This is a genomic window from Microbacterium sp. zg-B96 (assembly GCF_030246865.1).
Taxonomy (GTDB): Bacteria; Actinomycetota; Actinomycetes; order Actinomycetales; family Microbacteriaceae; genus Microbacterium.
In genome coordinates this window covers 1,253,993-1,268,574 of sequence record NZ_CP126738.1, presented here as the reverse complement: position 1 = coordinate 1,268,574, position 14,582 = coordinate 1,253,993, and the positions used below count along the sequence as shown (strand labels likewise).

The window sequence follows — 14,582 nt, the reverse complement described above, 5'->3', positions numbered from 1 at the left end:
GCCCGCGTCGGGGGCGGCGATCACTGCGTCTTGGGAAGAAGTGGCGTCTGCGATTCAGACGGCAGGACGCGGTAGTTCTTGAGCACCTGCGTCATTGCCTTCTGGAAGGCCTGGCGGTTGGCGGCAGACGACTTAATGGTAGTCGGCTCGTCGAGCGTGGTGAGAACGATGTACTGCGGGTCGTCCGCCGGGACGATGCCGATGAGCGACGTGAAGTACACGCCCGCCTTGTACCCGTTCTCGCCGGCGACCTGGGCCGTACCGGTCTTCGCAGCGATGCGGTAGCCGTCGACGGCGATGAACTCGGCCATCTGCGCCTGGACGGCGACGTTTTCGAGCATGAGGGTCACGGCATCCGCCGCTTCCTTCGACACGACCTGCTCGGGCTCGGGGAGGTCGGGCTTGACGACCGTGCCGTCGGCGAGCGTGCAGGACTCCACCAGCGACAGCGGCATCTTCAGGCCGCCGTTCGCGAGCGCCTGGTAGGCGCTGGCGACCTGCGGGGAGGTCATCGTGTACCCCTGCCCGAACGTCGTGGCGTAGAACTGCTGGTTGTCCCAGTCGGATGCCGGGGCGAGGTCGCCCTTCGGCTCGGACGGCCAGCCGATCGCCGTGCCGTGACCCACGCCGAAGCGCTGCAGGTAGTCGTACCGGGCCTGTGCCGACAGCATCTCGCCGAATTTCGACAGCGCGACGTTCGAGGAGTCCACGAGCGCCCCGGTCAGGGTGTAGTTGAGCACGGGGTGCGACTCGAAGTCACCCACCCGCGCGCCGTTGGGGAAGGTCTCGTAGTCGCCCGCGGTGACCGTGGTCAACGGGGTCGCCACCCCGGCGTCGATGACGCTCGCGGCGGTGATGGCCTTGAGCGTCGAGCCCGGCTCGTACGAGTTGAGGAACAGCCGGGAGCCCCGGTCCTCAGCTGCGGACGCGGCGACGTTGTTGGGGTCGACGGTCGGGTACTCGGCGGCGGCGCGGATCTTGCCGGTCGCGACCTCGAGCACGAAGATCGTGCCGCTCTTGGCCTGCTTGTTCTGCACCTCTTCGGCGATGAGCTGCTGCATGTACCACTGCAGGTCGCGGTCGATCGTCAGCTGCAGGGTGCCGCCGTTCACGGCGGGGGTCTCCACGGCGGTGCCGGGGATGACGACGCCGTCCTTGCCTCGCTGGTAGGCCAGCTCGCCGTCGGCCGAAGCAAGGCAGTCGTTCTCGATCTGCTCGATCCCCGCCAGCGGCTCACCGTCGGACCCGACGAAGCCGACCAGGTTCCCGGCCACCGCTCCGTCGGGGTAGGTGCGCTGCGGGTGCATGTCGAAGCTCAGGTACGGGGCGCGCAGATCCGCCAGGGCGCGGTACTGCTCGGTCGTCAGCCCCTTCTTCAGGTAGGCGAACCGGCTGCCGGCATCCTGGGCGAGGGCGTCATCGACGATCTTGATGATCTCATCTGCGCTCTGCCCGGTGATGGCGCCGATCTCGGCGGCCACCTGATCCCAGGGCACCTCCACCTCGACGCCGTCGACCTCGCGCTCGACCGCCCCGACATTGACGGGGTCGAGCTTGCCGTCGTACATCAGGATGCTGGTGGCCAGGGCCTCGCCGTCCGCATCGACGATCTCACCCCGCGCGCCGTAGAGGTCTTCGGTGGCACCCAATGCGAGCGCCTGCGAGTCGGCGATGTGCTCGTCGGCGTTGACAACCTGGATGTCCACCAGCCGCACGATGAATCCGGACAGCACGGCGAGTACGACAGCGAGCGCGACGACGGTACGTCGGCGGGGACTGCGGGTGGCTCGTGTCGTCATGGCTCTCAGTGGGTGCGCGGTACGGGCAGGCCGTCTGTGACGGGCGGAGGCGTGGGGGATTCCGGCGCGGCGGCTACCGGTGCGGTGGCGTCCGGCGCGGTGGCGGCGGATTCCTCCGCCTCGACGGGGGCGCCCCCGATGGTCGTGGACGGTGCGGTGACCAGCGGGGCCTCGGCGATGAGGGCGTTGGGGACGGACGCACGGCCGAGGGCGTCGATGGTCGATCCACCGAGGGAGGCGGCGCCCGTGCCGAGCACGGCGCCGTCGCTGAGCCGCAGGTAACTCGGCGACTCGGCGATGACCATGCCCAGGGCGGAGGCGTTCGCCGCCAGGAACTGGGGCGAGTTCAACCCGGCGACGTCGTCGGTGAGGATCTGCTTCTGGTAGGTCAGGTCGCGCTGCTCGCGGGTCAGCTGCGCCACTTCGTACGACCCCTGGGTCGTGAGGATCGACAGGCCCATCTGGACGGCGCCGATGGCGACGGCGCCGGCGACGGCGATGATGCCGTAGAGCCGGCGGGGACGGCGCCGCGGTTGCGGGGCGGCGACGACCTCGAGCCGACGGGTCGGCCGCGGCGTGTAGGACGGGAGCGCGGTGGCGGTGGCCACGGAGCTCAGGGGCAGGGCGTTCATATGTCCTCACGCAGACGTTCGGCGGCGCGCAAGCGCACGGGCGTCGCTCGGGGGTTGCGGGCGCGCTCCTCGGCGGAGGCGAGTTCGGCGCCCCTCACCAGCAGCCGGAACCGCGGCGCATGTTCGGCGAGCTCCACCGGGAGTCCGGCGGGAGCGGTGGAGGCGGATGCCGCGGCCAGTTCGCGCTTGACCAGGCGGTCCTCGAGGGATTGGTAGGACAGCACGACGATGCGCCCGCCGACCGGCAGCAGGCGCAGCGCGGCCGGTACGGCCCGCTCCAGCGCGGCCAGCTCGGCGTTGACTTCGACGCGCAGGGCCTGGAACACCCGTTTGGCGGGGTGTCCGGCGGCCTTCAACGCGGCGGGGGTCGCCTCCTGGAGGATGTCCACGAGGTGTCCGGAGCGCTGGATCGGCGCGGTGCCGCGCGCGGCGATGATCGCGCGGGCGTAACGGCCGGCCAGCTTCTCCTCGCCGTAGCGTTCGAAGATGCGGCGCAGGTCGCCTTCGCCGTAGGTCGCGAGGATGTCCGCTGCGGTGGTTCCGCTGCTCTGGTCCATCCGCATGTCCAGCGGCGCGTCCCGCGCATAGGCGAAGCCGCGGTCGGCTTCATCCAGCTGCAGCGAGGACACTCCGAGGTCGAACAGGATCGCGTCGGCGGCGGTGGCGCCGGTGGAGGCCACGGCCTCGGCGATGCCGTCGTAGACGGTGTGGACGAGGCTCACGCGGTCGCCGAAGCGGGCCAGCCGCTCCCCCGCGATGCGCAGCGCATCGCGGTCACGGTCGAGGCCGATCAGGCGTGCCTGCGGGAATCGCTCCAGCAGCGCCTCGGAGTGACCGCCCATGCCGAGGGTCGCATCGACGAAAACGGCTCCCTCGTGCTGGAGGGCAGGGCCGAGCAGCTCGAGGCAACGCTCGAGCATGACGGGGGTGTGAATGTCGCGGAGGTTCATAGTGCGGGGGCCCGATCCTCGATCCTGATCCCCATCCGCTCCGACCTGACGCCGGGGAAGTGCGTCAGGGCAAGCGGCTGGGAGTCACGATCGAGGCTCAGAAAAGGCCCGGAATCACCTCCTGCTCCATGTCCGAGTAGCTGTCTTCGTTTCCTTCTGCGTACGCGTTCCACGCGTCCGCGTCCCAGATCTCCGCGTGAGCGCCGACGCCGGTGATGATGAGCTCGCGCCCGAGGTTGGCGTAGGTGCGCAGTGGTGGCGGGATCGTGATGCGGTTCTGGCCGTCCGGCTTCTCGGCGCTGGCCCCCGAGAGGAACATGCGCTGGAAGTCGCGGGACTGCTTGTTTGTCAGGGGCGCTTCGCGGATGCGCTCGTACACCCGCTCGAACTCGGCAGTGCTGAACACATACAGGCAGCGCTCCTGCCCGCGGGTGATCACGACGCCGCCGCCGAGATCGTCGCGGAACTTCGCGGGAAGGATGACCCGACCCTTGTCGTCGAGTTTGGGAGTGTGCGTGCCCAACAACATCGCAGTCCACCCCCTTCATCCGGCCCCGCCAAGGTAGCGCCACTTTACTCCACTTCCCTCCACTTCACTACACTCCGTGGCGAAATACCCTCTTGCACCCCCCACCGCACCCCGGGCGCACGAAAAAAGAGCACCGACCCTGAGGTCGGTGCTCTTGCTTTCGTGCCGGTCAGCGGCCGTCTTGGCGGCGATCCCAGCGATCGTTCATGCGATCCATGAAGGAAGTGGAGGAAGGTGGAGCGGTCGGGCGCGGGCGGTTGCCGCTGGCAGGTGCGCGACCGGCTCCGCGGGTCGGTGTGACCGCGAGCACCACTCCGCCCAGCATCACGATGAACGCGATGACGCCGATGGCGACGAAGCCCGTCGATACCCCAGCGATGAGACCGCCAAGGCCGAGGAGCACGAGAACCGTGCCGTAGACGATGTTGCGGTAGCTGAGCGTCCGCCCATCGCGGGGCGCGCTCACCACGTCTGCGTCGTTTCGCATGAGATGGCGTTCCATCTCATCGAGCAGGCGCTGCTCCTGTTCGGACAGTGGCATGCATCCCCCTTGTCGAGGTCCCAATAGGGGACGATTCTAACCGTCCCGGTCAGAACTAGGCTAGGCCCGTGTCGCCCATCCCGGATCCCATCGAGGCTGTTTCACAGCGACTCATCGCATTCTTCGCAGAGCAGCGCGACGTCGCCCGAGCGGAGGGCCCCGAAGCGATCTCCTTCGTCGAAGCCGGCGCGCGCGCCGTCGGCGGCGGAAAGCGGTTGCGCGCCCGCTTCTGCGTGACCGGCTGGCGAGCCGTCGCCGAAGCCGGCGGCAGGCGCCCTGGCCCCGTCCCGCCGGAGGTCATCGCCGCCGCCGCCGCGCTGGAGATCTTCCAGGCCGCCGCCCTGGTGCACGACGACCTCATCGACAACTCCGACACCCGCCGCGGCCGGCCGTCTGCCCATCGGGCGCTGGAGGCAGGGCATCAGGATGCCGGCTGGATCGGCGATGCCGCGACGTTCGGCCGCTCAGCGGCGATCCTGCTGGGCGACCTGCTGGTGGCCTGGAGCGACGATCTGCTCGAAGGGGGCCTGGCCGGCGTCGCCGACCCCGCGCGCGCGGCGACCGCCCGCCGCGACTACGCCGTCATGCGGCGCGATGTCACGGTCGGCCAGTTCTTGGACATCGCCGAAGAGGCGGCCTTCCGGCAATCGCCCGACAGTGAGCACGCCGCCAGAGCGCTGCGGGTGGCATCCCTCAAATCCGCCCGCTACAGCGTGCAGCAGCCGCTGCTGATGGGGGCCGCTCTCGCCGGCGCCGACCAGGAGCAGCGCGACGCCCTCGCGGCCTTCGGGCACCCGGTGGGGCTGGCCTTCCAGCTGCGCGACGACGTGTTGGGCGTCTTCGGCGACGCCGCGGTCACCGGCAAGCCGTCGGGCGACGATCTGCGCGAGGGGAAGCGGACCGTGCTCATCGCGTACGCCCGGGAGTCCCTGCCCGCCGGTGCACGGCACACCATCGACGAACTCGTCGGCGATCCGCTCCTGGACGACGACCAGGTCGCCGCCCTGCAGCGCACGATCGTCGAATCCGGCGCGCTGGCACGGGTGGAGAAGCTCATCGCCGGCTATGCCGCCGACGCCGACCGCGCGCTGCGCGGGGCACGCCTCGGCGACGCCGCGGTGGGCGAGCTGCGCGATCTGACCCGCGCGGCGACTAACCGCTCGTCCTGATCAGTCGACGGTCAGCGCGACGCGACGAACTTCGCTCTTGCGACCCTGCCGCAGCGCTTCGATGGGCGCCAGGCCGATCGAGTCCTCGTAGTCCAGCAGCCAGTCGATAGCCTCGTCGTCGCTCAGGCCGGCGTCGTGCAGGACGATGACCGTGCCGCGCAGCGACGACAGCGGGTGCCCGTCGACGATGAACACCTCCGGAACGGCCAGCTTGCCGGTGCGTCGGGAGGCGACGAGGTGGTACTCGTCGATCAAGCGCCGCACCCGGCCCAGCGGCTCGCCGAGAACCTCGACGAGTTCGGGCAGTGTCAGCCAGGCGGTCTCGGTACGCGAAGGGGTGGTGTCGCCGGTCACCCTCCCATGATTGCATCCGTGCGCGGCTGGCCCGACCGGTTTATGAGAATCTCATCATTCACACACGCCACTTACGCCTCTTCCGTTGACGCCTGTCCCACTTCCGTGACAGCGTGACGGGGTCGAAAGGAGGCACCCGACATGCGATCACCCCACGCATTCGCGACGGCACGAGCCGCCGCACACACCCTCGCGCCCGCCTCCAGGCCGAGGTCCGCAACATCGTTCGCAAAGAACTGGCCGGCCGCCGTGGCCGGTTCGGTGGCGCTGCTGCTGGCATCCGCGCCGGCAGCGCACGCCGCCGAGCCGCAGCGCGGCGCGGCAGGCATGCAGCCGACCGCACAGCAGGGCAGGAGCGCCGCCACGCACGTGGCGCCGGCATCCGTCACCCCGCCGACGACGCACGTCGTGGAGCCCGGTGACACGATCAGCGCGATCGCCGCCGCTCACGGCCTGCGCGTGGCCGAAGTGCTCGCGCTGAACGGCCTCTCCTGGTCGTCGGTCATCCAGCCCGGCCAGACGATCCAACTCGCGGCCGCTCCCGCTGCCGCTCCCCCGGCTGCAGCGCCTCCGGCGCCCGCCGCGGCGTACACGATCGCCGCGGGCGACACCATGAGCGCCATCGCGTCGCGTCACGGCGTGGCCACCGACGCGCTGCTGGCCGCCAACGGGATGGACCGGTCGTCGATCATCTACCCGGGCCAGAGCATCGCCCTTCCCGGCGCGGGCATGGAGCTCGCGGCATCCGTCGCCCCGGCAGCTCCCGCCCCGACTCCGGTCGTCACGGCCGGTTCCTACCAGATCGCCGCCGGCGACACGATGACCGGCGTCGCCGGGACCCACGGCGTGTCCTTGGATGCGCTCCTCGCCGCCAACGGCATGGATCGCTCGTCGATCATCTATCCCGGCCAGTCCATCGCGATCCCCGCCGCCACGACCGCCGGGCTCGACGCGGAGCAGGCCGACAACGCCCGCACGATCATCCGCATCGGCCGGGAACTGGGCATCTCGGACCGCGGCATCGCGATCGCGCTGGCCACCGGCATGGTCGAATCGTGGCTGCGCAACCTGGATTGGGGCGACCGCGATTCGCTGGGCGTGTTCCAGCAGCGGCCCAGCCAGGGCTGGGGCACTGCGGAGCAGGTCCGAGACCTCGACCGCGCGACCCGCGTGTTCTTCGGCGGCGCGGGCGACCCCAACGGCGACGCGAGCCGCGGCCTGCGCGATATCGCCGGGTGGGAGTCGCTCGGCTTCAGCGACGCCGCTCAAGCCGTGCAGGTCTCGGCCTATCCCGAACGCTACGGCGAGTGGGAAGACGAGGCGTACGCGTGGCTGGCGGCGCTGGACTGAGCACAACCGGAGGCGGCCGGGGGTGAGCCGCTACGCGGTGAGCACCGGCACCGTCCGTAGACTCTCAGCGTGAGCACGAGCCAGCAGACGGACCCGCTGATCGGCCGTCTGGTCGACGGCCGGTACCGCGTGCGCGCTCGCATCGCCCGTGGCGGCATGGCCACGGTGTACGTCGCGACCGATCTCCGCCTCGAGCGGCGCATCGCCCTGAAGGTGATGCACGGGCATCTTTCCGACGATTCGATCTTCCAGAGCCGGTTCATCCAGGAGGCCCGCGCGGCCGCCCGCCTGGCCGACCCGCACGTGGTGAACGTGTTCGACCAGGGCCAGGACGGCGACATGGCGTACCTCGTCATGGAGTACCTGCCGGGCATCACGCTGCGGGAGCTCCTGCGCGAGCAGCGCCGCCTGACGGTGCCGCAGACCATCACGATCATGGATGCCGTCCTGTCGGGGCTGGCTGCGGCTCACCGCGCCCACATCGTGCACCGCGACGTGAAGCCCGAGAACGTGCTGCTGGCCGAGGACGGTCGCATCAAGATCGGCGACTTCGGCCTTGCCCGCGCCACGACGGCAAACACCGCGACCGGCCAGATGCTGCTGGGCACGATCGCCTACCTCGCGCCGGAGCTGGTCACCCGCGGCAGCGCCGACGCCCGCAGCGACATCTATGCGCTCGGCATCATGCTCTACGAGATGCTCACCGGCGAGCAGCCCTACAAGGGCGAGCAGCCGATGCAGATCGCCTACCAGCACGCCACCGACTCGGTGCCGCGCCCCAGCGCCAAGAACCCCGGAGTGCCCGAGCCGCTGGACGAACTCGTCCTGTGGGCCACCGAACGCAATCCCGACGAGCGTCCCGACGACGCCCGGGTGATGCTCGACCGGCTGCGCGAGATCGAACGCGACCTGGGCGTGAGCCCGCAGGTCGTGCGCACCGCGCCGGTGGGAGTGCTGCCCGAGGACGACGGCATGGACTCCGGCGAGGTGACGAAGGTGCTGCCGGGTGCCTTCACGGCGCCCACGGTCACCCCCGAGGTCGACAACACCACGCGGCTGCGCCGCCGCACCAAGCGCAACGCCACCAAGGGCGGCTGGATCATCGCCGCCGTCCTGCTGCTGGCAGGACTCGCCGCCGGCGTGGGTTGGTGGTTCGGGTCAGGTCCCGGGTCGCAGGTGGCCGTGCCAGGCGTGGCGGGGCTCTCCTTCGCCGAGGCCGAGGCGCAACTGGCGGAGCTGACCCTGCAGGCCGTGGAGCAGGGCGAGAACAACCTCGAGGTGCCCGCCGGAGAGGTGATCCGCACGGATCCCCCCGAGGGCTCCCGCCTCGACCAGGACGAGACGGTGACTGTCTTCGTCTCCCTCGGCCCCGCCGAGGTGTCGCTCAACGCGCTGGCCGGCATGTCCGAGGCGCAGGCGCGCGAGTACCTCGAGCAGAACATCGTCAATGTGCCGGAGGAAGCAGCGCGCGAATTCCGCGACGACGTCGAGCGGGACGTGGTCATCGCGGCATCCGTCACGCCACGCGCCAGCGGGGATCCCATCGACTGCACTTCGGGCTGCACGGTGCACGCCGATGACAGCGCGAGCCTGCTGGTGTCGGCGGGCGCCGTGCCGGACGTGAGCGACACCACGGTGGAGTCGGCCACGCGCACGCTCGACGAGGTCGGGCTGCTCGTGGCATCCGACACCATCGGCGAGTGGAGCAGTGACATCGACAAGGGCCGGGTCATCGGCATCGCCGGCACCGACGGTCCGCTGCGACCCGGCGACACCGTGACCCTCGTGGTCTCGGACGGCCCGGAGCTGTTCGAGATCCCCGACGTCACCGGAATGACCCGCGAGGCCGCGGCCGGCACGCTCCGCGATGCCGGGTTCGAGCCCAGCTACCAGGCGTTCTGGAACGCCGTGCCGGACGGGCTGACCGAGGTCACCGACATGTCGCCCGGGGCCGGCGAGTGGTACCCGCGCGGGACGCGCGTGGACCTCACGATGAACCTCACGGGCTGACCGCCGCTCGCCTGTCACGAATGGCGCCGCCGCCGATAAGTGACAGGCGAGCCCTGGGGTGAGTCGCCGCGGCGCGTGGCGGGGCGGCGTGGCATCCGCGCGTTGCCGGAGTGAGGACATCTGCCGAATCGAGGGCCGGATGCCGCACACGCACCGCGCCCGGGCAGATCCCTCACCCGGGCAAACCCCCACCCCGCTCCCCTGTCACGAATAGACGACAGGCCAGCGGGGGCGGCAGAAGCGGCTCAGAGCTTCGCGAGCTCCTCGGCGACGAGGAAGGCCAGCTCGAGGCTCTGCATGTGGTTCAGGCGCGGGTCGCACAGCGACTCGTAGCGGGTGGCGAGGGTGGCCTCGTCGATCTTCTCCGACCCGCCCAGGCACTCGGTCACGTCGTCGCCGGTGAGTTCGACGTGGATGCCGCCGGGGAACGTCCCCACCGCGCGGTGGGCGTCGAAGAACCCGCGCACCTCGTCCACGACGTCGTCGAAGCGACGCGTCTTGTACCCGGTCGGGGTCGTGATGCCGTTGCCGTGCATCGGGTCGGTCACCCACAGCGGGGTCGCGCCGGAGTCCTTCACGGCCTGAAGCAGCGGCGGCAGCGCGTCGCGGATCTTGCCCGCACCCATGCGCGTGATGAACGTGAGGCGTCCCGGCTCCCGCTCGGGGTCGAGCTTGTCGATGAGTTTCAGCGCGGTGTCGGTCGAGGTCGTCGGTCCGAGCTTGACCCCGATGGGGTTGCGGATCTTCGAGAAGTACTCGACGTGCGCACCGTCCAGATCGCGCGTTCGCTCCCCGATCCACACGAAGTGCGCGGAGGTGTTGTACGGCGTGCCGGTGCGCGAGTCGATGCGCGTCATCGGCCGCTCGTAGTCCATCAGCAGGCCCTCGTGGCCGGTGTAGAACTCCACGCGGCGCAGCTCGTCGAAGTCGGCGCCCGCGGCTTCCATGAAGCGGATGGCCCGGTCGATCTCGCCCGCCATGCGCTCGTACCGCTGGTTGGCGGGGGTCGCGGCGAACCCCTTGTTCCAGCTGTGCACCTCACGCAGGTCGGCGAAGCCACCCTGGGTGAACGCGCGGATGAGATTGAGGGTGGATGCCGCGGTGTGGTAACCCTTCAGCAGTCGCTGCGGGTCGGGCTGGCGGGATCCGGCGGTGAAGTCGTAGCCGTTGACGATGTCGCCGCGGTACGCCGGCAGCGTCACGTCGCCGCGCGTCTCGGTGTCGCTGGAGCGCGGCTTGGCGAACTGGCCCGCCATGCGGCCCATCTTCACGACCGGCATCGACGCGCCGTACGTGAGCACGACCGCCATCTGCAGCACGGTCTTGATGCGGTTGCGGATCTGCTCCGCGGTGGCACCGGCAAACGTCTCGGCGCAGTCGCCTCCCTGCAGCAGGAAGGCCTGGCCGGATGCGGCGCGGGCGAGCCGCTCCCGCAGGATGTCGACCTCACCGGCGAAGACGAGCGGGGGCAGCGTCGCGATCTCGCTGGAGACGGCGGCGACGGCATCCGGATCGTTCCATAGGGGCTGCTGCTTGATGGGCAACCCACGCCACGTGTCGAGGGGGTCGGTCTGCTGGAGCATCCCGCCAGTCTACCGAGCGCGGCGAGGGCGCCGGCGCCGCGTGACCGCCCGACGCGCGGTCAGGACGAGGCGGCGCGGTCCTTCACCGTCGAGGCGTAGACATCGTCGTATCGCTGCTCGCCCAGCCGCTGCAGGGCGACCATGATCTCGTCGGTCACCGACCGCAGCACGTAGCGATCGCTTTCCATCCCGCGGAAGCGGGAGAAATCCAGCGGCTCGCCGATCACCATCCCCACTCGCCCCACACGCGGGATGCTGCGCCCGATGGGCATGACCGTGTCGGTGTCGACCATCACGACGGGCACGACCGGGACGTGCGCCTCCAGCGCCATGCGGGCAAGCCCCGTGCGACCCCGGTAGAGCTTGCCGTCAGGGCTGCGGGTGCCCTCCGGGTAGACGCCCAGCAGGTCGCCGCGGCCGAGCACCTGCAGTCCGGTGTTGAGGGATGCCTCGGACGCCTTGCCTCCGGTGCGGTCGATGGGGATCTGACCGGTGCCCTTCATGAACATCCGGGTCGCCCACCCCTTGATGCCCTTGCCGGTGAAGTAGTCACTCTTGGCGAGGAAGGACATGCGCCGGTCGATCATGAGCGGCAGGAACACCGAGTCGCTCACCGAGAGATGGTTGCTGGCGAGGATCGCCGCCCCCTCGGCGGGGATGTTCGCCCGCCCGACGATCCACGGCCGGAAGATCGCCTTGACGAACGGACCGACCACGATGTACTTCATCAGCCAGTAGAACACCCCTACACGCTCCGCCCCGCGAGGTCGGCGACGCCGATCATGCCGGCATCGTTGCCGAGTTGGGCGATGACGAAGTCGGCGACGGGCCGGTCGCCGTACCCGGGCAGTGACGTCTCGTACGCGATGCGCACCGGCTCGAGCAGCGTCTCGCCCAGTTGCGCCACTCCCCCGCCGATGACGAACACCTCCGGATCGAGCACCGCCTGGAAGCCGCCGCACGACTCACCCAGCGCGGTCGCGACGCGACGGAGGGCCTCGATCGCACCGGGGTCACCGGCGAGGATCAGGCGGGAGATCGCCGGACCAGGGATCGCGCCCTTCTCGGCACGGACCTGCGCCAGCGCCGCGCCGATGCCACCGCGGTCGGCGATGTCGCCGGCTTCGCGCTGCAGCGCCCGACCGGATGCATACTGCTCGAGGCATCCGCTCTGGCCGCAGCCGCACAGCCGCCCGTCGCGCATGAAGCGGGTGTGCCCGAGCTCGCCGGCGATGCCGTGGCCGCCGTGAGCCAGTTCGCCCGCCGTGATGATCGCACCGCCCACGCCGGTGCCGAGGGTCAGCATGACCATGTCGCCGACGCCGCGGCCCGCGCCGAAGCGGTACTCGCCCCAGCCGGCGGCGTTGGCGTCGTTCTCGATCGTCACCGGCCGGCCGATGCGTCGCTCCAGGTTCGCGCGCAGCGGTTCGTTGCGCCACGCGATGTTGGGAGCGTGGATGACCACCGAGCGCGACTTGTCGATGAACCCGGCGGCGGCGACGCCGACCGCGACCACATCGTGGGTCTGCGCGAAGTGGTGCGCCATGTCGGAGACGGCATCGGCAAGTGCCTCGGTGTCCAGGGGGGTGTCCACCCGCAGCTGCTCGATCACCGTACCGTCGTCATCGACGACGCCCCCGGCGATCTTCGTTCCACCGATGTCGATCCCGACCTTGAGCACGCGGCATCCCTCCCGCCGCTGCGACGCGCAGGGCCGCCTGAAAGTCTAGTGCGACGGGCACCAGACCACCGGGGCACCGGCGCCGTGCCATTACACTCGGTTTCGACGCAATAACCCGATTTCCCGACCGGTACACAAAGGAGTTGCCGTGGTTCAATTCGAAGTACCCGCGATCGTCCCCGCCGATCCGCAGGCCAACATCAGCGATCTGCTCGCCGAGCGAGTCAAGGCCACCCCCGATCTCGCCCTGTTCGCGGTGCCCGAGAACGGCGGCTGGCGCGACATCACCGCCATCGAGTTCGAGCGCGAGGTCATCCGCCTGGCGAAGGGCTTCGTCTCCGCGGGCATCGAGCCCGGCGACAAGGTGGGCTTCCTCGCACGCACCACGTACGCGTGGACGCTCGTCGACTTCGCGCTGTTCTATACCGGCGCTGTCATGGTGCCGATCTACGAGACCAGCTCCCCCGCGCAGATCCAGTGGAACCTCACCGACTCCGGCGCGATCGCGTGCATCGTCGAGTCCGAGGAGCATGTCGCGCGCCTCGCCGAGGTGCAGGGCCAGCTGCCGCTGGTGCGCAGCACCTGGTCGATCGCGGCCGGCGACCTGGACACCCTGCGCACCGAGGGCGTGCCGGTGCCCGACGAGGAGATCCAGCGCCGCCGGAACCTCGCCAACGGCGCCGACATCGCCACCCTCATCTACACGTCCGGCTCGACCGGACGCCCGAAGGGGTGCGTGCTCACGCACAGCAACTTCGTCGAGCTCACCCGCAACTCCGCCAAGGCGCTGCAGGAGGTCGTCTCCTCCCCGGGGGCCTCGACGCTGCTGTTCATCACCACCGCGCACGTGTTCGCGCGGTTCATCTCGATCCTCAACGTGCACGCCGGTGTGAAGACCGGCCACGAGCCCGACACGCGGCAGCTGCTCAGCGCGCTGGGCAGCTTCAAGCCCACGTTCCTGCTGGCCGTGCCCCGCGTGTTCGAGAAGGTCTACAACTCCGCCGAGCAGAAGGCCGAAGCCGGCGGCAAGGGCAAGATCTTCCGCGCCGCCGCCAAGGCAGCGGTGGAGCACTCGTCGCTGCTGCAGGACGGCAAGAAGGTGCCGCTGGGCCTGAAGGTCAAGTTCCGCGTATTCGACAAGCTCGTCTACGGCAAGCTGCGCACCGCCATGGGCGGCCGCGTGGTCTACGCCGTCTCGGGCTCCGCTCCGCTGGGGCACCGACTGGGCCACTTCTTCCACAGCCTGGGTGTGACGATCCTCGAAGGCTACGGCCTCACCGAGACGACTGCTCCGGCGACGGTGAACCTGGCGAACAAGTCGAAGATCGGCACGGTGGGCCCGGTGCTGCCGGGAGTCGGCGTCCGTCTCAGCGAAGACGGCGAGATCGCCGTGCGCGGCATCAACGTCTTCAAGGAGTACTGGCGCAACCCCGAGGCGACCGCGGAAGCGTTCGACGACGGCTGGTTCAAGACCGGCGACATCGGCTCGTTCGACGACGACGGCTTCCTCACGATCACCGGCCGCAAGAAGGAGATCCTCGTCACCGCCGGCGGCAAGAACGTCGCACCGGCGGCGCTGGAGGACCCCATCCGCGCGAACCCGATCATCGGGCAGGTGGTCGTCGTAGGTGATCAGAAGCCGTTCATCGCCGCGCTGGTCACGCTGGACGCGGAGATGCTGCCCACGTGGCTGGCGAACAACAATCTGCCCGCCGACCTGTCGCTGACGGATGCCGCGAAGGACCCGAAGGTGCGCGCCGAGGTGCAGAAGGCCGTCGACGTCGCGAATTCACAGGTCTCGCGCGCGGAGTCGATCCGCAAGTTCACGATCCTCACCTCGGAGTGGACCGAAGCCAGCGGCCACCTCACCCCGAAGCTGTCGATCAAGCGCAACGTGATCATGCAGGACTTCGCCGCCGACGTCGAGGAGCTCTACAGCGTCCCCGTCGCCACGACGAACGTCCCGCTGGGCTGACCCGCGACG

General features: G+C 69.9%; 13 protein-coding genes. 4 read left to right on the top strand and 9 right to left on the bottom strand.

All coding sequences use genetic code 11. The features are described 5' to 3' along the window. Window positions 1-20 precede the first annotated feature (20 nt). The 5 genes from QNO11_RS05755 to QNO11_RS05735 all read right to left on the bottom strand — a co-directional run bounded on the left by QNO11_RS05755 (window position 21) and on the right by QNO11_RS05735 (window position 4,451). A complete protein-coding gene (locus tag QNO11_RS05755) occupies window positions 21-1,799 on the bottom strand; it encodes a peptidoglycan D,D-transpeptidase FtsI family protein (protein WP_257510039.1) in 1,779 nt (592 codons plus the stop codon). Between the two features lie 5 nt (window positions 1,800-1,804). Then, window positions 1,805-2,431 (bottom strand): cell division protein FtsL, encoded by a 627-nt coding sequence (gene ftsL, locus QNO11_RS05750; RefSeq protein ID WP_257510040.1) that lies wholly within the window; start codon window positions 2,429-2,431, stop codon window positions 1,805-1,807. Next, on the bottom strand, window positions 2,428-3,381 hold the full coding sequence (gene rsmH, locus QNO11_RS05745; protein ID WP_257510041.1) for a 16S rRNA (cytosine(1402)-N(4))-methyltransferase RsmH: 954 nt from the start codon (window positions 3,379-3,381) through the stop codon (window positions 2,428-2,430). The genes ftsL and rsmH overlap by 4 nt, the downstream gene beginning before the upstream one ends. A 97-nt stretch (window positions 3,382-3,478) precedes the next feature. Continuing rightward, window positions 3,479-3,910 carry a division/cell wall cluster transcriptional repressor MraZ gene (gene mraZ, locus QNO11_RS05740; RefSeq protein WP_257510042.1) on the bottom strand — a complete coding sequence of 144 codons (432 nt, stop codon included), beginning with the start codon at window positions 3,908-3,910 and terminating at the stop codon, window positions 3,479-3,481. 169 nt (window positions 3,911-4,079) lie between these two features. Continuing rightward, on the bottom strand, window positions 4,080-4,451 hold the full coding sequence (locus QNO11_RS05735; protein WP_257510043.1) for an SCO2097 family morphological protein: 372 nt from the start codon (window positions 4,449-4,451) through the stop codon (window positions 4,080-4,082). A 68-nt stretch (window positions 4,452-4,519) separates the two neighbouring features. Here QNO11_RS05735 and QNO11_RS05730 point away from each other — a divergent pair, with 68 nt between their 5' ends. Further along, window positions 4,520-5,620 (top strand): polyprenyl synthetase family protein, encoded by a 1,101-nt coding sequence (locus QNO11_RS05730; protein WP_257510044.1) that lies wholly within the window; start codon window positions 4,520-4,522, stop codon window positions 5,618-5,620. On the opposite strand, the gene QNO11_RS05725 is transcribed toward QNO11_RS05730, so the two are convergent. After that, window positions 5,621-5,974 (bottom strand): Rv2175c family DNA-binding protein, encoded by a 354-nt coding sequence (locus QNO11_RS05725; RefSeq protein ID WP_257510045.1) that lies wholly within the window; start codon window positions 5,972-5,974, stop codon window positions 5,621-5,623. It abuts the gene before it with no gap. Between the two features lie 141 nt (window positions 5,975-6,115). On the opposite strand from QNO11_RS05725, the gene QNO11_RS05720 reads away from it, so the two are divergent. Together QNO11_RS05720 and pknB are read left to right on the top strand one after the other, a co-directional pair. Further along, window positions 6,116-7,324: a LysM peptidoglycan-binding domain-containing protein gene (locus QNO11_RS05720; RefSeq protein ID WP_257510046.1), complete on the top strand. Its 1,209-nt coding sequence runs from the start codon at window positions 6,116-6,118 to the stop codon at window positions 7,322-7,324. Between the two features lie 69 nt (window positions 7,325-7,393). Continuing rightward, entirely contained in the window at window positions 7,394-9,334 is a 1,941-nt protein-coding gene (pknB, locus tag QNO11_RS05715) for a Stk1 family PASTA domain-containing Ser/Thr kinase (RefSeq protein WP_257510047.1), read from the top strand. A 245-nt stretch (window positions 9,335-9,579) separates the two neighbouring features. On the opposite strand, the gene QNO11_RS05710 is transcribed toward pknB, so the two are convergent. Genes QNO11_RS05710 through QNO11_RS05700 form a run of 3 tightly spaced genes read right to left on the bottom strand, consistent with a single transcriptional unit; the run spans window position 9,580 to window position 12,598 of the window. Next, window positions 9,580-10,917, bottom strand: coding sequence for a class II 3-deoxy-7-phosphoheptulonate synthase (locus QNO11_RS05710; protein WP_257510048.1), 1,338 nt, complete (start codon window positions 10,915-10,917; stop codon window positions 9,580-9,582). 59 nt (window positions 10,918-10,976) lie between these two features. After that, window positions 10,977-11,660 (bottom strand): lysophospholipid acyltransferase family protein, encoded by a 684-nt coding sequence (locus tag QNO11_RS05705; protein WP_257510049.1) that lies wholly within the window; start codon window positions 11,658-11,660, stop codon window positions 10,977-10,979. 2 nt (window positions 11,661-11,662) lie between these two features. Further along, a complete protein-coding gene (locus QNO11_RS05700; RefSeq protein WP_257510050.1) occupies window positions 11,663-12,598 on the bottom strand; it encodes an ROK family glucokinase in 936 nt (311 codons plus the stop codon). A 148-nt stretch (window positions 12,599-12,746) separates the two neighbouring features. On the opposite strand from QNO11_RS05700, the gene QNO11_RS05695 reads away from it, so the two are divergent. Next, window positions 12,747-14,573: an AMP-dependent synthetase/ligase gene (locus QNO11_RS05695; RefSeq protein ID WP_257510051.1), complete on the top strand. Its 1,827-nt coding sequence runs from the start codon at window positions 12,747-12,749 to the stop codon at window positions 14,571-14,573. Window positions 14,574-14,582: the final 9 nt, after the last annotated feature.